This is a genomic window from Zooshikella ganghwensis (genome assembly GCF_018263875.1).
Classification (GTDB): domain Bacteria; phylum Pseudomonadota; class Gammaproteobacteria; order Pseudomonadales; family Zooshikellaceae; genus Zooshikella; species Zooshikella ganghwensis.
In genome coordinates, this window is the sequence record NZ_JAEVHG010000023.1 from 59508 (window position 1) to 82110 (window position 22603).

A 22603-nucleotide genomic window follows, 5' to 3' on the forward strand; every position below is an offset into this window, starting at 1 on the left:
TCTATTATTGATCTCTAAGCTTATCCTGTTCAGCTTTTTGATGCTACGATTGCGATGTTTAGAGATTACTCTTAGCTAAACCTTGTGACAATTTACCCACAACAATAGGTTACCTGAAAGTGGTTACCAATGTTCGCTTATTACTCTTAGAGCATAATGACGATGATGCTAATTTCATTGTGCAAATTATCGGGGAATGTGAGCAGCGCTATACTATTGTTCGCTGCACGTCACTGGAAGAAGGTTTAAGTCTTATTACTGAAAGCCAATTTGATATCTTTGTATGGGATTTTGGAATGATAAGCCCTCCACTGATATCAATGCTTGAGCAGGTGGTAGAATTAGATGATACATTGCCAATAGTAGTACTCTCTAACCTTAATGATAATAGTATTGCTTTAAATATTTTAAGCTTAGGTGCTCAAGACTTTATAACAAAAGAAGGTCTTGCTCCTGACGTACTTGAAAGAAGTATCAATTTTGCTATTTCGAGAAAAGAGTCTGAAAAGAAGCATATACTTTCTGAGATGGCCGGAGGAAAGCTTGCTCAAAATGCAAGTGATGCAATATTTACAATAACTGAACAAGGTACTGTTTTATATGTTAATCCTGCTGCAGAGCTACTTTTAGGGGAAAGAAAAACATCTTTATTGGGCATACCTCTGTTAAGAAAATTTGATAAGCCTACAGCTAAGCAGCTTAAGGATCTAATAAAGAAAGTTAGTATGTCAGTAGAGCCTTGTCGAAAAACGAACTTGAGTGAAGGGTTGATATATAATGCTAGAGGAGAGTCAATTGCAGTTGAGTACTCTCTTGGAAGCTGGTGTATGGAGTCGGGGCATGTTTTCAGTCTGTTTGTCAGAGATATATCTAAGCGTAAAAATGATGAGAAGAAAGTAAAAAATTTACTTGAGGTTCAAAAAGCACTTGCTCATATTCAAGCTCAGCGAGGCTATGGCGCTAACTTATCTGATAAGCTTTATAATGCGCTACTAGCGATTTTAACTATTTCGTGGGTACGTTGTGAGATTTCTAATGGAGCAATAATTTATATTCAAAAGAATGATAAGCCGCCTTTAATTGTTGAAATCCAAATGGAAATTCTTGAGCAAGAATATGAGGTTGCAAAGCAGCATACCACTAGCGCTAACCATTTAAACTTTTTTTATGATCATGATAAAGAACGCTATTGGTTTTTATTAAAAGCAAAAAGTGGAAATAAACTAGGCTATATAGTTTTACCATATCAGCCTCGTCTATTGGCTACCCCAGAGTTTTCTTATCAGTTTCAGCTGTTGCTAAATACAATTGCCTCTATGATAGAAGAATATTGTGCTACAGCTAAAATAGCTCAGTTAAGTCATGCGATTGAACAAAGTCCAGCAGGCGTGTTAATAACGGATGATTCCGGTAATATTCAATACGTTAATCAAGCTGTTCTTGATATGACAGGTTATAAATATTCTGAGGTTATTGGAAAAAATACTCGGTTGTTTAAATCAGGTCGAATGTCAGCACAGTTCTATATGAATCTTTGGAATACAATTAAGTCTGGTAATACTTGGAAGGGAGAAATTCAAAACCGCAAAAAAAAGGGAGAGGTATACTGGGAGTCGATGGTCATTGCTCCAGTTGAGGGGCTGTATGAGGATGAACAACTTTTCATTGCGATAAAGGAAGATATTGAACAGCGCAAGCATAATGAACAACAGTTATTGTACATGGCAACCCATGATGCATTGACAGGGTTACCAAATCGTTCCTCACTGCTTGAGTATCTGACGAAAGCGTTAAACTCAGCTCAACAGACTCAAGAGGGAGTTGCAGTATTGTTGTTGGATCTTGATCAGTTCAGTCTTGTTAATGAGCAGCTAGGGCACTTGCTTGGTGATGATTTACTTAAAGTCACTGCAGAAAGGTTAAGAAAGAATCTAAGAAAGGTGGATATGGTCGGTCGCCAGGGAGCGGATGAGTTTATAATTGTTCTGCCTTCTATTATTACAGAGCAGGATGTTCAATATTTCGTAGATTCGATCTTAAAGTTAATTTCTAAACCCTATCAGCTTGGTGATTATACTATTCAAGTAAGTTGTAGTGTTGGTATTGCAATTAGCTTAGATGGCTGTACATCATCTGAAGCTCTTTATAGGCAAGCAGGCGCGGCAATGTATCAGGCAAAGAAAATGGGAGGTAATTCTGAGTGTTTTTTCACTGAAGATATGGATTTACGTTTGCACTCAAGAATATGGTTTCAGAAAGCTATTCAAGAAGCATTTCAGACGAAGCAGCTTTTTCTCTATTACCAGCCGCAGGTAAATACGAAGACTGGTTTTCTTTCTGGAGCAGAAGCATTATTGCGATGGAAGCATCCTGAAAAAGGCTTTATTCCGCCAGGAGAGTTTATCCCATTAGCGGAGGAAACAGGCGCTATTGTTGAGATAGGCCAGTGGATTATAAATGAAGTATGTCAACAGCTAAAAGATTGGATAGACATGGGGCTACAACCACCTCGTGTTGCGATTAATTTATCTGCACATCAATTGATGCATATAAAATTAGCTGATGACATTATAAAGTGTTTAAAGCGTTATGAGTTAAAGCCTGAAATGTTAGAGGTGGAGCTTACTGAGTCAGAAATGATGCAGTCACCGGAGCGGGCAATCAAAATACTATCTGAACTTAGTAGCCATGGGATACATATTTCAGGGGATGACTTTGGTACTGGTTATTCAAGCTTGAGTTATCTAAAACGTCTACCTCTTGACTGCCTTAAAATTGATCGATCTTTTATTACGGACATTACCAAAGACCAAAACAGTCATGCAATTGCCTCAATGATTATCTCACTTGGTCATAGCCTAGGTTTAAGTGTGCTTGCTGAAGGAGTCGAATATGCAGAGCAGCTTAAACTGTTGACAAGGCTGGGTTGTGACGAGTTTCAAGGGTTTTACTGTTCTCCCGCAGTTCCTGCAGATGAGTTTGCGAGCTTGATCAAGTCCAGTAATAGGTTGATTGAAGTTAATAATGAAATGAATGAAAAGCGTGTACTGCTATTGTTGGATGATGAAGTTCATATACTTAAAGCGCTTTACCGACTTTTTCGTAAAAATGGATACCTTGTTCTGAGGACTGATGAGCCAGAGCAGGCTTTTAAGTACCTTGCTGAGTATGAGGTTGGTGTTATTTTATGTGACCAGCGAATGCCAACTATTTCTGGTACTGAGTTTTTTTCCCAGGTTAAGGGAATGTATCCCAACACAGTAAGAATGATTCTTTCGGGGTATACAGAACTTAGGAGTATTATAGATGCAGTAAATCAAGGCTTTATATATAAGTTCCTTACAAAACCTTGGGATGATAATCTGTTACGCAAGCATGTTGAGGAAGCTTTTCAGTTTTATGAGATGAAGCGTGACCGAGGATGAGTTTTAGCTTCACAAGTATACACTTAAAGAAGCTGCTAACAGTCCAAGTAGTTAAGATAATAAAGTATGAGCATTAGAGCATAGAGTGGCGCGCCCTAGAGGATTCGAACCTCTGACCTTTGCCTCCGGAGGGCGATTTCCGCCCCAATCCGGTCAGTCACCTGTGCGTCAACGCCTTGAAATAGCTTACTTTAACTTCCCACAGATGCAACTTGTTTCCCATTGCTTCCCGCTCCAACTGCCCCGATTTTGCCCCGATCCGTAAATCCTGGAAAAATTGGAATATCAAGTAGTAGCAGATAGTAGTATCGCTACTATCTGCTACTACCTAATGCCAAAATAAGGGAGGAGTTTTACTCTTGATGTATTGAATCTACGGTGTTGTGTCGCCGAGTATAGCGCCACGGAGCAAGCGAAGTTGTTCGGTGTCAGGCCATTGCTCTGCACGCTCAGCCATCCATTCCATAAAGTACGGCGCAGCATGCTGCCGAGCCCAGTAATATTCTTCGACGGTATCGATCTTGTGAATATCAATGCCTGCCTTGGCAAAGTATGCCTGTAATTCAGCAAGGCCTCGCTTGGTAAACCTTAGCTTTTCAGTGGTGTCAGTCAGATAGTAAGGGTGATGCATTCAGACTTTACCTCTCGCTTACCTTGGTATCGGTGGCCAATGGCTTGGCCTTATTGTCGTCGATCTCTGCCTTAGTAATGAGCAAGACCAATCCAAAGGCTGCAGTCAGTAATAATCCCAGCATCACATATAACATGGAAATCCTCCAGGTCTCTGATCCCATGGCTCTGTAAATATTCGACTAAATATAGTCAAATTGAAATGCTATTCGGTATTGCTCGAATTAGATGCGGATCTGCCTATATATAATCGAATTTTCTGGCGGCCACATGCACTTCGTGGCGTTTGCTAATGGACGGTAAAAAATACTTTCGAAAGAATTCGATTAAATATAGGCGATCATTGTGTTCATTAGATTATTGTCGAATTCAGATCTTTTTAGATGAGATAGATACTTTGGAAAGTGGGACGTTTTCGATCGAGGCTACAGTAAGTTTTTCAAGGTTCCTGTGATTAATGTTGTTTTGCCGCGTCGTAACAAAATGCTGCGAATTCTCCAAGTCGATATGACCGACGCGAACGGGCAGAAAACAAGTGCCTGAATATCAAGACCAAGGTAAGGCCCGCGAAGATTACCCATGCCAAGAATAGAAACACCTGTTCAAAGGCGGGGTCCGAAGGTCTCATAAAATAGTAAGCTGTCCATATGCCAAGGCTTGAAATGACATAATGGCGTAAACACCCGGTTGGATACAGGGAAGACAGTAGCCACCCCGGCGCCACCCAGCTTTCAGTACCAGTGGAATCGTTGTTGATGGCCACTAATGTGCCCGCATATTCATAGAGCGCTACCTGATGCCCCTTGCGGAGGTTGGGGTGTATGTCCTTGAGCTTGTAACGCCGCTCCAGACCATCTTCGGTACGCAGCCAGAATTCGCTATACAGTCCGCCGTCGGTGCTGCCGTGCTAGTTCCTGGCTTCAACGATACGGCCACGGAACAGAGTGACCGAATTGGGGTTGGGTCCAGTGCCTGATGATAGAAATGTGCTGATGAAACCAAAAGCACGGAATAGTCCCCGCAGCACTTTGAACAGCATTTGACTGGCGGCGATGATAATTGCCAGTGCGATACAGGCTACCAGGGCATTTAAAAACAGTTCCTGCATACCGTGCACCTATCCTATTACTGTTCAGCCGAAGAGGTGGCTTTCACGAAGTAGTGAATCTGGCCCTGTTGCACGAGTAATGGGACTTTAATCGGTTGCTCTTTACCAACGAATACCTTGTTGGGGGCAACGTAAAAATAGATCCACTCCGGCAGATGTTTGCTGGTCGCCAGCAACAGCTCCAACTCATTGAAACCAGGGTGATTCTTGGAAAAGACAAAACGGCTGTAGACATTGGCACTGGGATCAAAAAACCAGGTCTTGCTTTGACCCTCTCCGACGAAGGGTGGTGGTGTGTTCAGTTCAGCATCTCGGATAGCAAAGCTGATCCAGCAGTTCGATTTACCAAATTGGTTGTCCTGGCAGATGCCGTCATTGCGCCCTGTCACATAGATGCCAATACCGGTTTTGTCGGTACCGCCTTTGGCGATTTCCTGAACAGGCGTAAAGCCCAGATCCCGTACACCTTGACTGGCTGCATCCAATAACAGGTCAGCCAAAACCTCCTTGGGTGAATTACGGGCAACGCTTTCCGGCATCCAGGCAATCAGGCTGTTACGTGCTAAATCCGCCTCAGGGGCCAGCAGCCAAGCGGCAAAGTTCATACCTGCCATTTGTGAGGGGGAGAAGCCAGGAATTGGCGCATTGTACCCGGACGCTGCCATTGCAAAACCGAAGCCGGAGGAATCCGTGATGTCGGTGACCGTATCCTCCGGCAGCTCGGTATCCTTAAGTTTAGCATCAATACCGGCTGCCCGGACAATATTCAGCGCGTAGGAATCCTGTGGCGTATAGGCGATGGGTGTAGTACCGCACCCCGCCATTATCAAGACGGTGGACAATAATAGCTGCCTGAGCATGTGAAAGGGCCTCCTGTGCATGATTGATTTCCGTGTACCTGTTTTTGGTACATTGGCGATCGTACCAATAATCGGTACGCATGCAAAAGGCTATCACATCCTCAAAATATGCAAGTCTGGTTGCCTGGCTGAAACAGGCTAGAGTGGATCAGGGCATCAGCATGCGTGAACTCGCCAGTCGATTGGATGAGCCACATTCCTTTGTGCAGAAAGTAGAAACCATGGAACGGCGGTTGGATGTGTTTGAGTACAGCCTCTATTGTGAAGCGCTGGGCGTCGATGTCCATGCAGGGCTGGATTACCTCAAGTAGCCTGATACACACAGCTTCAGGTCCCACCCTGCTGGCTTCCTTTCTCATTGCCACCTCGTATCTTTCCCTTTTTTTGCGCTGATATTAACTGTGTCGGCGTAGCGTTTGTTGTGCTGGCATATCTGGGCTATACCTGTAAAATGATGCAATGTGATGCAGATTGATGCCTGCACTCATCAAACAACCCAGACCCTATTAAAAGAAGCCCGATAAAAGGGGAATTCGATGAAAGCTGTCAGGACCACGGTTTCGCTGCCCTCTGACCAATATGAAAAATTGCAGGCCCTCGCTGAGGCCAATGGTCTATCTGTCGCTTGGGTAGTGCGGCAAGCGGTTGGCGAGTTTTTAGACAGAGTGGATTCAGATAAGGGTTACAACCCACTGGAAAACGCATCAAAGGCCGGGGGGAAAGCCTAGATGTACACGGACTATCAGGCCGGGTACCTTGCCCATTGGCTGTCCCTGGAGGGTAAAGCCGAGGAAACCCTGACGCAGACAATTGCGTCAGCCAAGGTCGATATGAACCCCCATCAGGTGCAGGCCGCCTTGTTCGCCTTGGAGTCGCCGCTATCGCAAGGTGTAATCCTTGCCGACGAAGTTGGTCTTGGTAAAACCATAGAAGCCAGTCTTGTGCTAAGCCAGAAGTGGGCAGAGCATCGCCGTAAATTATTATTGATTGTCCCGGCGACGCTACGCAAACAATGGAGCCAGGAATTAGAAGAAAAGTTTTCGCTGCCATCGGTCATACTGGAAGCCAAAAACTTCAATATACTTCGTAAGGAAGGCATTGGTAATCCATTTGATGTCGACGTGGCTTTGGGCGAGCCTGCAATTGTTATCTGCTCTTATGAATTCGCATCCCGCAAAGACCAGGAACTGTCATTGATACCCTGGGATACAGTGGTATTCGATGAAGCCCATAAACTGCGCAACGTTTACAAGAAATCTGGAGCAATAACAGCGAAAAAGCTGGATGAAGCGCTGACGGGGAGACCAAAGGTACTGCTTTCAGCGACGCCCATGCAAAACAACCTCCTGGAACTTTACGGTTTGGTCTCCATTATCGACCCTCATTTCTTCGGTAGCGTGGACTCTTTCAAAGCACGTTATTCCAAGCCCAAACTGGAGGAGGCTGAGCTAGCACTGTTGAGGGATCGCTTGAACAAGGTGTGTCACCGCACACTGCGTCGCCAGGTGCAAGAAGAAGGCGGCATCAAATTTACTCGCCGCTACTCGATGACTGAGGATTTCCGCCCTTCGCAAGAAGAGTTGAACTTGTATTCTGCGTTTTCTTCCTACCTGCAAGACCCAAATATATTGGCCATAAAAAGTGGTGCGCGCCATCTTGTCACCTTGGTCATTCGAAAGATTTTGGCGTCCTCAAGCTATGCGATTCAAGGGACATTAGAAACCATGATTGCTCGCCTGGAGCAGAAAGCCGATTTGGTGGAGGCACTGGGTGATTTTGATGCGTTAGATGATTTGCTTGACGAGACCGGGGAAGACGATTCTGAAGCCCCAGGATTCATTAACCCGGAAGATCTACAGGCTGAAATTGAGAAGCTCAAAAATTTTCGATCCATGGCGGCGAATATTGCTCAAAATTCAAAGGCCGAAGCCCTGGTCCGTGTGCTTGAAAAAGCCTTTGATTTCACAGTAAGGCTTGGCGGCCAGCGAAAGGCTGTCATTTTCACAGAGTCCGTCAGAACGCAGGCATGGTTATGTGAGCGGCTTGCGCGTGAAGGGTATCAAGGAAAAATAGTGTTGCTAAATGGCAGTAACAACGATGCCGTATCCAAAGAAATTTACTCTGCGTGGATGGAAAAGCATCAGGGCTCTTCTCGAATCTCTGGTTCAAAAACCGCAGATATGAAAGCTGCCCTTGTGGATAAATTCCGGGATGATGCCACCATCATGATAAGCACCGAAGCTGGCGCGGAAGGCATCAACCTGCAATTTTGCTCACTGTTGATCAATTACGATTTACCTTGGAATCCGCAAAGGGTTGAGCAGCGTATTGGCCGTGTTCATCGCTATGGTCAAAAACATGACGTGGTGATCGTTAATTTTATTAATAAAGGAAATCGAGCAGACGAACGTGTCTTTGAATTGCTGAATCAGAAATTCCAGCTTTTTGAGGGGGTATTTGGCGCCTCGGATGAGATTCTCGGTTCTATTGAGTCAGGGGTGGATATTGAGCGGCGCATTCTTAATATCTATCAGCAATGTCGGAGTGATGAACAGATAGATGCCGAGTTCGCTCAACTCAATCAAGAGATGAGCGAGCAGCTCGAAATCCAGTACCGAGATGCGCGGCGATCATTGCTTGAACGGTTTGATGCCGAGGTGGTTAAGCAGCTCAATATCACACGGGAAAAAACACGGGAGCAACTCAGCGAGTATCATCACCGATTGCTAAAGCTGGCGAAAATGGCACTGCCGGAAGCGAAGTTCTCCGTTGGCAAGAATGAATATCAGTTTGTCTTCGAAGGAAAGACCTACGATGTTAATTGGCAGAAGGCCGAAGAGATTGATGCACAGTTTTTTCGGCCCCATGAAGGGCTAGGCAAAAGCCTGATCGAGAAGTACGAAAAAAGTCTTGGCGAGCCAAATAGCGTTAATATTCCTGTGGTGGAAATGGTTTACCAGCCTGATGTTCAAGGGCAATTCTCTGACCTGCGCCAACTAATTGGAAAAACAGGCGAACTGGTAGTAGAAAAGCTCGTTTTTAGCATCAAAAACCAGCGCATCGAGCATTTGATCTTGGCGGGTGTTACTGAAACCGGGGAGCCATTAAGACCGGAAACGATCGACCGTTTATTGTTGCAGCCAGGCAAAACAATGGGTGACGTTTTGTCGCTGAACAAAGAATCAATGATCCAGGAGCTCACTGCCCAAGAGGAAATGGCTACTGAAGAGTCTGTAAATCGAGATCTTGAGCGCTATTACGAAGAAGAAACAGAAAAGCTGGAGCGTTGGGCCGAGGATAGCCGCCTCGCGTTAGATTTAAAGACAAAACAGCTGGATGAAGAAATTAAGGCGCTGCGAAAAGCCAATCGCCAACTTGCTACCCTGGCAGAAAAGCGGGATGCCCAACGGGCACTGAAGCAATTGGAGCGGGAAAGGGATAACGCCATGCTCAATTACCACGAAGAAAAGAAAAAGATCGAGGCTGAGGAAGATCGGCTTCTGGATGAAATAGATGAAAAGCTCGCGATGCACAAAGAGAAAACCCGCCTCTTTGCTATGCGCTGGTCACTGACTGGTGAGGGCTCTTACAATGAGGATGGTATCAATGGATAGAGAAAAACTGGTTCGTGAGCTGCTTTATCAAATACGGCTGGGTGAGGATTCGAGCTACGAATTTAAAAAAGTCACCTTCAAAGGAAATAAGATAGAAGGCCCGAGCCAAAAAGACTTGGCGGATGAAATTGCAGCCTTCGCCAATACCAAAGGTGGTGTTCTGCTACTGGGCGTTAATGACAAGATGCGGGCTGGCACATCTGAAAATTCAGTTCGCGAGGTCATGGGCATTGAGCCAGACCATATTGATATAGTGCAAGGTATGATAACCCGCGCCTGTCAGGATAATATTAATCCGCCGATTACACCCTATACCCGAATCGTTGAAATCCCAGATCACGAGGGCAATCAAAAGCCGGTCATTTACATTGAAATAGATAAAAGTCTCTTCGTGCATGTGAGCAATGGCAAATACTATCACCGGGCTAACGAATCCAAAAAAGAAATGACGCCGGATTATTTGGGCCGCTTGATGATGCAGCGTAGCCAGGCGCGCATGATTTGGTTTGATGAGCAGATCGTACCACGCACCCAAGATAGTGATCTGGATGATGCTCTGGCGAAACGTTTCTTGCGGGGCGATCAACCCGCAGCCATTCAATTTAAAAAGCTCAAACTATTGGTTGAGGACGAAGATCAGCAGCTTCGCCTGAGTGTGGCGGGCGCGTTAATGGCAACCACCGAGCCACACCAGTGGTTGCCCGATGCCTATATTCAGGCGGTGAGTTACTCCGGTACAAACCGTGATGCAGAGGATCAATTGGATGCACAGGACATTACCGGCTCTTTGGATGCCCAGGTGACCCAGGCGCTTCGTTTCGTTGAGCGCAATATGAAAACGGCGGCGACGAAAAACATCGGCAGAAAGGATATACCCCAATACAGCTTGAAGGCCATTTTTGAGGCGCTGGTTAATGCGGTGGCGCATCGCGATTACGCGATTTATGGCAGTAAAATCCGCTTGCATATGTTTGCCGACAGGCTGGTTTTGTCGTCCCCAGGCGCCCTCGTCAACACCCTGGAGGTCGGTGATCTTGAGCTTAGGCAGGCGACACGCAACCAGTTGATTGCCACCTTGCTGGCGCGCTGCCCCGTAGCCAGTCCGGAGGTTGATCGCGCCATGATGATGGATAAGCGGGGTGAAGGGGTGCCGGTTATTGTCAATGAATCCGAGCGCTTGTCTGGTCGCCGTCCAGAATATCGAATGGTGGGTGAAGAATTGCAGTTGACTGTTTTTGCAGCGGCAAAGGACTAAGCATGGAAAGCCTGGATCTGTTCCACACAAAGTACGAAGAAAACTATTTGCGACACGAGTTGGGTGTGGTCGTAAATGATCCTATTGTTGCTCTGACCGAATTAGTCGCTAATGCTCACGACGCTGGTGCGAGTAAGGTTAACATCATCGTGCCGGAAGAATTTGGCCAGACACTTGAGGTGCTTGATGACGGTATAGGCATGACCAGTGAGCATCTGCAAACTCGGTGGATGATGATGCGCTACAATCGCCTGCAACACCAAGGCCCCTATGTCGCTTTCCCCGAAGAGAGGAAAACTCTCAAGCGCAAAGTATTTGGTCGCAACGGTATTGGCAGACATGGCTTACTTTGTTTTGGCAACGAATATACGGTCGAAACCTGGCGTGAAGGTTCGTGTACCAAACTGACAATACGAATCGGCAGTCAAGAAAACCCTTTAGAAGCGGTATCAATGGACTCCGAGCCTCGTGAAGGCCATGGAACCCGATTAACCGTTCCGGTAACCCAAAACCTTTGGACAGGTGAGCGAATTCTGGAGGCGATGGCGACAAGGTTTATCTCCATGCCGGACTTTGCCATATACATCAATGGCAAAGAAGTAAAGCTGGATGATCATCCGGGGCTTTTAAGTGAAGAAACGGTCGACATTGCTGGCGCAAACGTGAAAATCACCATTGTCGATACCAAGCTCTCAAAAAAGAACGCTAAATTTCAGGGCGTGGGGATTTGGGTAGGTGGTCGTCGTGTTGGTGATATGGATTGGCGCTTGGGCTCGGCCTCTTTCGCCGATGCGCGTAGAAAGTTCAGTCTAAGATTTGCCGTTGCCGTTATTGTACAAACGGACGATTTGCGAGAAGAAATACTGGAAGATTGGTCTGGCTTTAAGCCTAGAAGTGAATTCGTTAATCAAGTTGCGGAAGGGATTGCCCAATATATTGCAAGAAAGCGAAAAGAATTATTCAGTTCTGAAATTGAAGAAGTCAAAGAAGCCGCCCTCAATTCCTATCGTTCAGAGCTTGACGAACTGCCGCAGCTGGCGCGGAACGAGGTGTCTGAATTTATTGATACCATGCTGGAAGACAATCCCGATCTGGATATGAGAGTCCTGCAATTGGCTGTAAAAGCAGCGATCAATCTGGAAAAATCTCACCTTGGCCAAAGCTTGCTGAGTAAGCTGATCAGTATTTCCCATGACGATGTCGATGCCCTGGATCAGCTATTGGAGGAATGGACTGCCAAAGATGCGCTTAAAGCGCTTTCTGAAATTGACGCGCGCCTCAAGGTGATCGAAACCCTCCGACGCCTGTCTGGTGACAAAGATGCGGATGAGCTACATACGATACATCCATTGCTGCTAAAAGCTCGTTGGATTTTTGGCCCCGAGTTTGAATCTTCGGAATACTCTTCCAATGTGGGTTTGGTCAAAACCATTTAACAGGTCTTTGGCAAGCGCGTTGATCCTAAGGCATTCAACAATGCTAAGAAGCGACCAGACATTGTGGTATTGAAGGATGCCAGCGTCGGAGCACAGGCATTAGAAGACATAGATGAGGAGGGGCTGCCAACCGTTACTAAAGTTCTGCTGATCGAAGTAAAGCGTGGCGGATTCCCCATTGGCCGTGAAGAAATGAATCAAGCCTATGGTTACGTTCAGGATATTGCCTACAGCGATTTCTTAAGGTCGATTCCGTATGTTAATGCCTTTGTTGTCGGTGAGAGTGTAAAACCAAAAACGGCAACGGACAAAGAAATCAAAGACAGTGATGACCAAAACAAAAGGATTGGTCGCATCCGGGCTATCACCTTTTCCACGTTGATTGATGCGGCTGATAGAAGGTTGTTTAGGCTGCGAGAAAAGCTTCAAAAATACAGTTCCATGACAACATCCGAGTTGAAGCAAGCAGTCTTACCTATAACACAGTAATGTAATTTCGGAACAGAGTTAATGACAAGTAAACCAAAGCAAAAGCTCGAATTGAACTGGATTGGTAAAGAGAAAAGGCCAAGATTGGAGCCTCGCATACTAATGGAGGTTAAAGAGCTTTCCTATCGAAGTGAGGCTGCTGAGCAGTTAGCGGATGATCTGTTTGCTGACGAGATTGATGCACCCAAAGCATTCGATGACAACATCTTGATACAAGGCGATAATCTGCTGGCACTAAAGGCGCTGGAGCAGAAGTATGCTGGGCAGGTGAAGTTAGTGTATATAGACCCGCCTTACAATACTGGGAGTGCTTTTGATCACTATGATGATGGTTTGGAGCACTCAATGTGGCTATCACTGATTGCGGAACGCCTGAAGCTGTTATGGACTCTCCTCCATCCTACCGAAGGAACTTTATGGGTATCAATTGATGATAGAGAAATGGCATATCTCAAGATTGTTCTTGATGAAATTTGTGGTAGAGATTGCTTTATTGCATCAAATATTTGGCAGAAACGCTATTCGAGGGAGAACAGAGAAGCTATTGGAGATAGTCACGAGTACATTCTAGTGTATGCAAAGAATGCTGCAGCATTTAAGCAAATACGCAATCCACTGCCTTTAGGTGATAAGCAATTAAAGCTTTTTAAGAATCCAGACAATGATCCTTCTGGACCGTGGCAGTCAGTTTCTCTGACAGCACAAGGCTATAGGCCTAATCAAATGTATGAGATAGTCGCGCCAAATGGGAAAAAACATCGACCTCCGGAGGGGTCGTGCTGGAAAATCATAGAGGCGAATTATTTTAAGGAGTTGGAAGAGGGGCGAATATATTTTGGAAAGGATGGAAATGGCGTCCCTCGAAGAAAAAATTATCTCAAGGATGCAAAAGGCTTGATACCTTGGACTTGGTGGCCACACGAAGATGTTGGACACTCAGATGAAGCAAAGAAAGAGCAGCATTCTCTTTTCGGAAAGGATAGGGCATTCGATACACCTAAGCCGGAGCGGCTCATAAAGCAAATCATTCATATTGCAAGCAACCCCGGTGACTTGATTTTGGACTCTTTCGCTGGCTCTGGAACCACCGGCGCAGTCGCACACAAAATGGGTCGCCGCTGGATTTTGATTGAACTTGGCGATCACTGTGAAACCCATATCGTGCCGCGTTTGAAGAAAGTCATTGACGGCGAAGATCAGGGTGGTATCTCCAAGTCTGTCAATTGGCAAGGCGGTGGCGGTTTCCGCTATTTCAGGTTGGCGCCCTCATTGCTGAAAAAAGACAACTGGGGCAACTGGATTATAAACAAAGAATACAACGCCGAAATGCTGTCTGAAGCCATGTGCAAGCATATGGGCTTTACCTATGCACCGAGCCAGAAGCACTTCTGGATGCACGGCTACAGCACCGAAACAGACTTTATTTACGTCACAACCGGCAGTCTCAGTCAGGACCAGCTAAAAGTAATCAGTGATGAGGTGGGCAAAGACCGATCTTTGGTAATTTGCTGTAAGGCTTTTATGGCGGACGCTGAGCAATTCCCCAATCTGACACTCAAGAAAATTCCGCAAGCCATTTTGCACAAATGCGAGTGGGATCACGATGATTACAGCTTCTCGTTGAATGTATTGCCGGATGAAGATGAGGAACAGGATGACGTCGATCTAGACGAAGACGAATCTGAAGAAGCACCTGAGTCAGAGAAACGGTCAACAGAGCTATCAGAAGAATAAGAAGGGATGAAGGATTCGTTTTCGATGAATAAAAATGCTGTAAAAGTTGCCAATCAGATCTCGGCCCGCCTCTCGCTGCGTGATCCGCAACGAGATTCCTTGAATATTCTGGTGGATATTCTGGATCAGATGGAGCTTTCTAAAGATCCGGATCTAAACCAGTGGTTGCAAGTGGTGCAAGGTCAGTACCCTACGGTAAAGCAGTTCGAACGGGACTTCCCCTCCCTCTGTTTTGCTCTGGCCACCGGGGTGGGCAAGACCCGCTTGATGGGAGCCATGATCGCCTGGCTATACCTGACCGGCAGAAGCCGCCACTTTTTTGTGTTGGCTCCCAACCTCACGATCTACGAGAAACTAAAAGCCGACTTTACTCTGGGTACCCCAAAGTACGTTTTTGCAGGCATACCGGAAATCGCCCAAACGCCGCCCGTGGTGATCACCGGCGAGGATTACGAAGATGGCCGAGGGGTTCGCTTGGATTATGCGGTGCCGCAAACCCTGACCGGCGACTTACTGGCCTATGAAACCGCGCCCCATATCAACGTATTTAATATCTCCAAGATCAACGCCAAGGAAAACAAGAAAGGTGCCGCCAAATCCAATGTTGCCAAGGTTCGACGGCTTCAGGAATGTATCGGTGAGTCCTACTTCGATTATCTGGCGGACTTGCCAGACCTGGTGGTGTTTATGGATGAAGCCCACCGCTATTATGCCAGCGCCGGAGCCAAGGCGATCAATGACCTTAAGCCTGTATTTGGTGTGGAGCTAACAGCTACGCCAAAAACCACCGGCGCAAGACCGAGGGACTTTAACAATATTGTTTTCCATTACCCTCTGGCCAGCGCCCTGAACGATGGCTATGTAAAGATTCCCGCCGTGGCTACACGTCGGGATTTTCGCGTCGCCGATTACAGCCAGGAACAACTGGAACAAATAAAGTTGGAAGATGGCATCCACCACCACGAATACGTAAAGGCCGAGCTGGATATTTATGCCCGCAATACCGGCAGCAAGCCGGTTAAACCCTTCATGCTGGTGGTAGCGCAGGATACCCAACATGCCAGCCAGCTCAAAGAAACCGTCGAGGCGTTATTTGATGGGCGCTACAAGGGTAAAGTCATTGAGGTCCACTCCAATCAAAGTGGTGAGGAATCAGACGAAGCCATGCAGCGCTTGCTGGCTGTAGAGCACGATAAAGACACGGAAATCGTAATCCATGTGAACAAGCTGAAAGAAGGTTGGGATGTCACCAACCTCTATACCATCGTGCCTCTGCGAGCTTCGGCCTCGGAAATCCTAACGGAACAAACCATTGGCCGGGGGCTGCGGCTTCCCTACGGTAAGCGCACCGGCGTTGAATCTGTTGATCGACTGACCATCATCGCCCATGATCGCTACCAGGATATTATCGACCGGGCGAACGATGAAGAATCGATTATTCGCAAAACTGTGTACATCGGCGATGACGAAACCGCAGATATTCCTGAGCGACGGCCACAGGTTATCACAACACCGTCCATCGCTGAGATTGCTGTTACCGGTAGGCCTGCAACCAACAACGATCTGGAGATCAGAGAGCAGCACCCCGGCTATCACGTGCCGCAGTTGGATGCGCGTCGTGCCAAGGTGGCTGAGATTACCTTTAAGGTCATTGAAGAAGAGTCCACTCGCCTAACCTCCTCAAAAGATCTGGGCAATGAAGCCGTAAAAAGCAAGGTGCTGGAGCGGGTACAACGTGTGGTCAGGCAATCTATTCCGCAGCAGGCCTCTCTGGAAGGTATGGAGGACGAATCCGAACTCACCGATGACTCAGTGGCAGAAATCGTCAATAGCGTGACTGATAAGCTGGTTGCGTTAACCATTGATATTCCACAGATCACGGTATTGCCTACCCGTGAAGTAAATTATGGCTTTGAAAATTTTGAATTGACTGGGTTAGATAAAATTAACTTTCAGCCCGTTGCGCAGGAAATCCTGTTACGTCACCTGGAAGATAATAAGACCACCCGTATCCAATGGGAAAACCAGGAAGCCAAAGAAAAGCGACTGGAAGATTATATTGTTCGCAGCCTGATGGAAATTGACGCCATTGATTACGATGAGCATGCCGATCTTCTTTATCAACTGGCGTTTCAGGTGGTTGTTCGGATCAAGAATTATCTGAATAAGGACCAGGACAAAGTGGAGAATGTCCTGATCTATTGGCAAAAGCAGATCCGGGATTTTATCTGGGCTCAGATGCAGCAGCATGAATGGCGCACGCCGACCGATTATATAGGAAAAGTCACCCAGGGTTTTGAAGTGCTTCGCCCCGCCACGTTCAACCTGGCGGCGGGCGAAAAACCGCGAGACTATCGCGCACCGGTCGAGAATAAACAGCGGGTTAAGCAAATGCTATTTACCGGCTTTAACCGTTGCTGTTATCCCTTCCAGAAATTTGATTCGGTTGAGGGAGAGTTAAGGCTGGCGCAGATTCTGGAATCCGATGAGAGTGTGATCAAGTGGATGAAGCCTGCTTCGGGTCAGTTCCGTATTGAATATATCAATGGCAAGAACTATGAACCGGATTTTGTAGTGGAAACCACCGATGCCTACTTGATGATGGAACCGAAGCGATCAACCCAAATGGAGCAGGGTGAAGTGGAACAAAAAGCGAAAGCAGCGGCCAGGTGGTGTCGGTTTGCTAATGAGCATGCGGCGAAATGTGGCGGCAAGCCCTGGGCGTACCTGCTAATACCTCACGATACGATTGAGCTGAGTCGAAGTGTTGCCGCGCTGAAAGCGGAATTTCAGTGGCGTGAGGAAGGATAATTCAAACGACAGGTATGCTGCGGCAACTCCGAAAGGGTGTGGAATAAATGAGTGAACTGCTGATTCCGTTTGGAATTCATAAGGTCACCGGAGAGATTGTCGAACCCGAGGATGCGCCGAAAGGGCGCGCCTGCAACTGTTTATGTCCGGGTTGTAAAGCGCCCTTATTGTCTCGTCATCCGAAAGAAAAACGCTATCACTTTGCTCACGACTCGCGTCATAAGGACGCCAAGCCCGAAGAGGAGTGCCCGATTAACTCGGCGCTAGCCGTTGCCATGATGGTGCGCGATGTTGCGACTCAAGCGGTTGGCAAGATTCTCGAAACGCCGCCCCTTGAAGTGATGGAGCATTATGCCTGTTGTGGGGGCTATGATTTTCTACAGGTTAGCCGAGGGGCGAGCAACGTCATTGACAGTGCTCACGCGAGTACAAAAGCGTTTGGTTATCATGTGGATTTGCTGCTTGAGGTGGGTGGTTATCCGATCATTGTGGATTTGGTGTACAAAGGTAAGCTGCCTATCATAATTGACGAAAATAGCCTTCAGGAGAAAAAGGCTGCGCTTTTGGAATTGGATTGTGACAGTTTTTCAATATCGGCGCTGAAAAGTGATCGTAATCTTCGTTTTTCTGATGCGGTTTTGGCATTCCTTTTAAAAGCAGGCGAAAGGGATTGGCGCTTCCATTCCAAAACTGTGTCAGTTCTACAAAAAGCGAAGCGAGATCACCGTTGTGCCAGGCCGGAGTCGAGTAGATGCGTCGCTCAGCGGAATAGCTATCGCCCCGATTCACCCGTCGAACAGAAACCGCTAGTGGTCAAGAGAGACCCTGTACGCTATCAATGCATTATGTGCCACGTTGAGTGGGTGCATGATTTTAGTCATGGTTTACGTTGCCCCAAGTGCCAAAGCCATCTTTTTGCCAGAGACATCAGCTAACCGGTCTGACACCCTGATTTCCAAATTTTTCTACTTTTATCAAAATTACTGCCCAATCCGAGCATAAAGCCCCTTTTTGGTGGTTCCTACAGAATACTGTTTCGCTGCTTCTGTGTGAGCATGATTTCTACCGATAACGCATCGTATGCATGAAGGAGAAATCATGAGGTGGATAAGTATTGAGCAACTAGCCAATGAATTTGGCCTGTCAAAACGAACCCTGCAAAACCGCTTGAGTAACGGCAGCGCTATGCCACCGAGTTACAAAATCGGAAAACGGCGCATGTTTCTTCGCGACGAAGTGGATGCCTGGATTGCCAGCACTCGGGTGGAAACCTCCATCAGAACCCAAGGAGGCCGCCGATGAATTTGCAGGATATTGAATCGGTCAAAGCATTGGCAGAGGGCTCACCAGAAGAACGTGCGCATCTTGAGCCATTTCCGGTGCGCAGAGCCTCGATTGAGACTTTGCGCACTGCAATCGCGCTTCTGGAGTTGGCTCACTTGCAGGCTTATCTTGAAGGTAAAATGCACTGCGATAGTTACCACGAAGGTAAGCGGTCGTTCAAAGATCTTGGCGAGTCCTACGGTTATATCAACTCGTTTGTCCGGCAGGATGGAGGCAGTAATACCTTTAGGTTTGCCTATCGGCGTCCCGCGGGGGCAGGGCATGTCATCAAGGAAAATATACGACCCACCCAAAAAGGTTATACCGAAAACTGCTTTAAGCGAGCCGCGGATGACTATGAAAAGGAACTGGCATTGATGACGGAAGAGCATTATGCAAGGCTTCGCCAAAGCAGCAGAATTGTGCGCAGTGCTATCCGTAAGTTAAAAGGTCACCCCGTTTTGGAACATATCGACTGGCAGGTCGAATAGGCCTGCCTAATCTCAAATCAACCCAGTTTTTTTGCCAGATCTTCAGGACGCAGATGGGTATAACGTTTGAGCATGCCGAGGTCTTTGTGACCGGTAATGCTGGACACCTCCATTATATATTCAGCCCCTTTTCAAAGAATCGACTGGTGGCTTCATGGCGAAGGTCATGCAACCGCAGGTTCTTTATTCCGGCGCGTTGTCGGCACCTGTCAAACGCCTGGGTAATGGAGTCGGCTCGTATCGGGAATACTTGACCTATAATATCGCGCGGCAACTGCCGTAGTATTCCAATGGCTTTACTTGAAAGCGGAATCGTACGGTCTTCACCGTTTTTAGTATTTCGGGCGATGGCAGTACATTTTTTGAGATCGACATCTTTCCATTGCAGGCGAGCAATTTCGCCGCGTCGCATTCCGGTTTCCAGCGCGAATATCACTATATAAGGAATGTCTTTTGGGAGGTGGATTTCGCAATCCTTGATGGCAAATTCCAACACCCGGTTGAGTACGCCAAGTTCCTTGCGCACGGTTTCTTCCTTGCGCGTTTTCAAGCGTTCATCTCGGTAGTCTTTGATTTGGGAAGAAGTCAGCGCCGCCAGGGTAAAGTGACCGAACTGTTGATCAAGCAGTTTGATACGATACTTTAAATCGGCATAGGATTTTTTGGATGGTGCAATTTCTTCTTCGTAACGTTTCAAGAGTTCGCCGACGGTTGTGCTCTCCGCCTCGGTGGTAGAGACAAAAATGCCTTTCTCCATTTCGACCTCAACCTGACGCGCCCAGCGCTCGGCACTGGTTTTTCGGGTGAAGTTTTTGGAGATGGTACGGTAACCCTTTTTGCGAATCTGTGCCCGGTAGGTACCCTCCGGTGTCTTTGTTATGGATGCCATGCTGGTCGTCCTTCTGTTGCCAATCAAGTGAGTGAATGGCGCGCGCACGACATAACCATAAAGCAGCAAGCCAAAATCGATGGCCTGCAATCTGCCCCGAAAAGGGGATACTTGCTCGTATTGGAGGGTGACTGCCCCGATGGGCCGGGAGGAAGATGGCCCGCCCTAGAGGATTCGAACCTCTGACCTCGGCCTCCGGAGGGCCGCGCTCTATCCAGCTGAGCTAAGGGCGGGTTGTGCTGGGTTAGCATATGCTAACAAAAATCGCAGTTTTGACGAGCTGCGAAGACTCGTTTTGCCCGTTGCTTGCTGTTGAGCTTTGCCTCCGGAGGGCAACGCTCTATCCAGCTGAGCTAAGGGCGCTTAGATACGGGCTGTAGATGATACCACGGTTTTTTAGATAGTCCATACCTCACTCCAGTTTAGCAACTATTTATATTTCACTTGCCGCTTTGTAAATACTTCCAAGCTAATTAATCAACAAGTAGATCCTAAGATGAGCATCTTATACAGTTTCTGCTGTTGAATTAATTGGTTTATAATCTCCAGCCATATAACTAAAGTGTCAGCGAAACATAAGTCGCATGTTACCTGTATGCAGAAATAGGGTATACATTCGTAGCTTGTATCTTCCTTAGCTTGTTGAGCAATGCTAATAATCTGTATTGAAAGCCGTAACAGTTGACTGGTCGTTGAATGCTACAGTAGTTGAGCTTTAGCAAAGAAAGAATGCTTGCGTCTTTCATTCTTGAATACGTTAATGGCGCTACAAAAACGTGATGTGGTCTAAGTGGGGATTGTTAAGGGGATAGTAACGTGGGTTCGATGAAAAAATTACTGCAATATATGTTACCTTCAGTGGTGGTGGCTGGAGCTGTCTTTTTTGGACAAGGAGCTAGTGCAGCGCTTAATGATGAGATTGCAGAACGTATTAAGCCCGTAGGTGAAGTCTGCCTGGAAGGTGAAGAATGCGCTAAAGCGGCAGCTGCTCCTGTTGCTGTGAACGATGGCCCTCGCTCTGGAAGGGCGGGTTGTGCTGGGTTAGCATATGCTAACAAAAATCGCAGTTTTGACGAGCTGCGAAGACTCGTTTTGCCCGTTGCTTGCTGTTGAGCTTTGCCTCCGGAGGGCAACGCTCTATCCAGCTGAGCTAAGGGCGCTTAGATACGGGCTGTAGATGATACCACGGTTTTTTAGATAGTCCATACCTCACTCCAGTTTAGCAACTATTTATATTTCACTTGCCGCTTTGTAAATACTTCCAAGCTAATTAATCAACAAGTAGATCCTAAGATGAGCATCTTATACAGTTTCTGCTGTTGAATTAATTGGTTTATAATCTCCAGCCATATAACTAAAGTGTCAGCGAAACATAAGTCGCATGTTACCTGTATGCAGAAATAGGGTATACATTCGTAGCTTGTATCTTCCTTAGCTTGTTGAGCAATGCTAATAATCTGTATTGAAAGCCGTAACAGTTGACTGGTCGTTGAATGCTACAGTAGTTGAGCTTTAGCAAAGAAAGAATGCTTGCGTCTTTCATTCTTGAATACGTTAATGGCGCTACAAAAACGTGATGTGGTCTAAGTGGGGATTGTTAAGGGGATAGTAACGTGGGTTCGATGAAAAAATTACTGCAATATATGTTACCTTCAGTGGTGGTGGCTGGAGCTGTCTTTTTTGGACAAGGAGCTAGTGCAGCGCTTAATGATGAGATTGCAGAACGTATTAAGCCCGTAGGTGAAGTCTGCCTGGAAGGTGAAGAATGCGCTAAAGCGGCAGCTGCTCCTGTTGCTGTGAACGATGGCCCTCGCTCTGGAGAAGATATATATAATAGTGCATGTACTGCCTGCCATAGTATTGGCGTAGCCAATGCACCTAAGAAAGGTGATACGGCTGCATGGCAAGCCCGGCTTGATGAAGCTAGTGGTGATTTTAGTGTGTTGATAAAAAGTGTGACAAACGGCAAGGGTGCTATGCCTGCAGGCGGCAACTGTAGTAATTGCTCTGAAGAAGAAATTAAAGATGCAATTAAGTTTATGAGCGGTTTAGATATTTAATGATCTACAGCTTTAACTTTGCTCCAAAGAAGATATGTTCATAACAACCTTATTATTAAAGCATCACCTAACCTATTTTAGGTTGAGTAAATAATTTGAAAAAAAGGTTGCATCTGTGAGGGAGGTCTTTATAATGCGCCCTCACTTCAGCGGTAACGCTTTTCAAGTCCCCGACGCCCAGAGGGTTTTACCGAATATAGATGGTGAGTAAGTCTCTTTTGATGTGCGTCAAACGTCGTTCAATAGGATGACAAAAAAGAGGGGGTTGACAAGGTTATCGAACGCGCTAGAATGCGCGGCCGCTGAGAGGCGAGTTGGGTTGTGATTGAGGTTGAAATAAAATTCAACACGCAGCTTGACAAAACAAGGCGAGGCAGTAGAATAGCCGGCCTTGGTTGAGGCCAACGCTTAACCAAAGTTCTTTAACAAATGATCAAGTAATTCGTGTGGGTGCTTACGATGACGGATTAGGATACTG

At 46.6% G+C, this 22603-nt stretch carries 18 protein-coding genes and 1 tRNA gene; 14 read left to right on the forward strand and 5 right to left on the reverse strand.

Annotation, left to right across the window (positions count from 1 at the left end; all coding sequences use genetic code 11):
- Window positions 1-119 precede the first annotated feature (119 nt).
- Window positions 120-3425 (forward strand): EAL domain-containing protein, encoded by a 3306-nt coding sequence (locus KHS79_RS22410; RefSeq protein ID WP_212722242.1) that lies wholly within the window; start codon window positions 120-122, stop codon window positions 3423-3425.
- A 373-nt stretch (window positions 3426-3798) separates the two neighbouring features.
- On the opposite strand, the gene KHS79_RS22415 is transcribed toward KHS79_RS22410, so the two are convergent.
- The 3 genes from KHS79_RS22415 to KHS79_RS22425 all read right to left on the reverse strand — a co-directional run bounded on the left by KHS79_RS22415 (window position 3799) and on the right by KHS79_RS22425 (window position 6023).
- Window positions 3799-4056, reverse strand: coding sequence for a hypothetical protein (locus tag KHS79_RS22415; RefSeq protein WP_212722244.1), 258 nt, complete (start codon window positions 4054-4056; stop codon window positions 3799-3801).
- Window positions 4057-4962: 906 nt separating this feature from the next.
- A complete protein-coding gene (locus KHS79_RS22420) occupies window positions 4963-5163 on the reverse strand; it encodes a hypothetical protein (protein WP_212722246.1) in 201 nt (66 codons plus the stop codon).
- 17 nt (window positions 5164-5180) lie between these two features.
- On the reverse strand, window positions 5181-6023 hold the full coding sequence (locus KHS79_RS22425) for a hypothetical protein (protein ID WP_212722248.1): 843 nt from the start codon (window positions 6021-6023) through the stop codon (window positions 5181-5183).
- A gap of 80 nt (window positions 6024-6103) precedes the next feature.
- On the opposite strand from KHS79_RS22425, the gene KHS79_RS22430 reads away from it, so the two are divergent.
- From KHS79_RS22430 to mobI, 11 genes are all read left to right on the forward strand, one after another.
- Window positions 6104-6334, forward strand: a complete 231-nt coding sequence (locus tag KHS79_RS22430) for a helix-turn-helix domain-containing protein (protein WP_212722250.1) — start codon at window positions 6104-6106, stop codon at window positions 6332-6334.
- Between the two features lie 225 nt (window positions 6335-6559).
- Window positions 6560-6751, forward strand: coding sequence for a ribbon-helix-helix domain-containing protein (locus tag KHS79_RS26400; RefSeq protein WP_212722251.1), 192 nt, complete (start codon window positions 6560-6562; stop codon window positions 6749-6751).
- On the forward strand, window positions 6752-9637 hold the full coding sequence (locus tag KHS79_RS22440; protein ID WP_212722253.1) for an SNF2-related protein: 2886 nt from the start codon (window positions 6752-6754) through the stop codon (window positions 9635-9637). It abuts the gene before it with no gap.
- Window positions 9630-10892, forward strand: a complete 1263-nt coding sequence (locus KHS79_RS22445; RefSeq protein WP_212722254.1) for an ATP-binding protein — start codon at window positions 9630-9632, stop codon at window positions 10890-10892. The genes KHS79_RS22440 and KHS79_RS22445 overlap by 8 nt, the downstream gene beginning before the upstream one ends.
- Before the next feature lie 2 nt (window positions 10893-10894).
- Window positions 10895-12328 carry an ATP-binding protein gene (locus tag KHS79_RS22450; protein ID WP_212722256.1) on the forward strand — a complete coding sequence of 478 codons (1434 nt, stop codon included), beginning with the start codon at window positions 10895-10897 and terminating at the stop codon, window positions 12326-12328.
- Window positions 12329-12391: 63 nt separating this feature from the next.
- Window positions 12392-12817: a hypothetical protein gene (locus KHS79_RS22455; RefSeq protein WP_212722258.1), complete on the forward strand. Its 426-nt coding sequence runs from the start codon at window positions 12392-12394 to the stop codon at window positions 12815-12817.
- A 21-nt stretch (window positions 12818-12838) separates the two neighbouring features.
- A complete protein-coding gene (locus tag KHS79_RS22460; RefSeq protein WP_212722260.1) occupies window positions 12839-14551 on the forward strand; it encodes a site-specific DNA-methyltransferase in 1713 nt (570 codons plus the stop codon).
- 24 nt (window positions 14552-14575) lie between these two features.
- A complete protein-coding gene (locus tag KHS79_RS22465; RefSeq protein WP_212722262.1) occupies window positions 14576-17362 on the forward strand; it encodes a DEAD/DEAH box helicase in 2787 nt (928 codons plus the stop codon).
- A gap of 47 nt (window positions 17363-17409) precedes the next feature.
- A complete protein-coding gene (locus KHS79_RS22470; protein WP_212722264.1) occupies window positions 17410-18297 on the forward strand; it encodes a competence protein CoiA family protein in 888 nt (295 codons plus the stop codon).
- 163 nt (window positions 18298-18460) lie between these two features.
- Window positions 18461-18664 (forward strand): helix-turn-helix transcriptional regulator, encoded by a 204-nt coding sequence (locus KHS79_RS26405; RefSeq protein WP_212722266.1) that lies wholly within the window; start codon window positions 18461-18463, stop codon window positions 18662-18664.
- Window positions 18661-19176, forward strand: a complete 516-nt coding sequence (gene mobI, locus KHS79_RS22480; RefSeq protein ID WP_212722269.1) for a conjugative transfer protein MobI(A/C) — start codon at window positions 18661-18663, stop codon at window positions 19174-19176. The genes KHS79_RS26405 and mobI overlap by 4 nt, the downstream gene beginning before the upstream one ends.
- Before the next feature lie 112 nt (window positions 19177-19288).
- Here mobI and KHS79_RS22485 read toward each other — a convergent pair whose 3' ends face one another.
- Together KHS79_RS22485 and KHS79_RS22490 are read right to left on the reverse strand one after the other, a co-directional pair.
- Window positions 19289-20065 carry a site-specific integrase gene (locus tag KHS79_RS22485; protein WP_212722271.1) on the reverse strand — a complete coding sequence of 259 codons (777 nt, stop codon included), beginning with the start codon at window positions 20063-20065 and terminating at the stop codon, window positions 19289-19291.
- A gap of 156 nt (window positions 20066-20221) precedes the next feature.
- Window positions 20222-20298: transfer RNA gene (locus KHS79_RS22490), tRNA-Arg, on the reverse strand.
- Window positions 20299-20890: 592 nt separating this feature from the next.
- Here KHS79_RS22490 and KHS79_RS22495 point away from each other — a divergent pair.
- The gene (locus KHS79_RS22495; protein WP_212722273.1) at window positions 20891-21178 is read left to right on the forward strand and encodes a hypothetical protein; all 288 of its coding nucleotides are present in this window, start codon (window positions 20891-20893) and stop codon (window positions 21176-21178) included.
- A gap of 509 nt (window positions 21179-21687) precedes the next feature.
- Entirely contained in the window at window positions 21688-22125 is a 438-nt protein-coding gene (locus KHS79_RS22500) for a c-type cytochrome (protein ID WP_233468559.1), read from the forward strand.
- The last annotated feature ends 478 nt before the right edge of the window (window positions 22126-22603 follow it).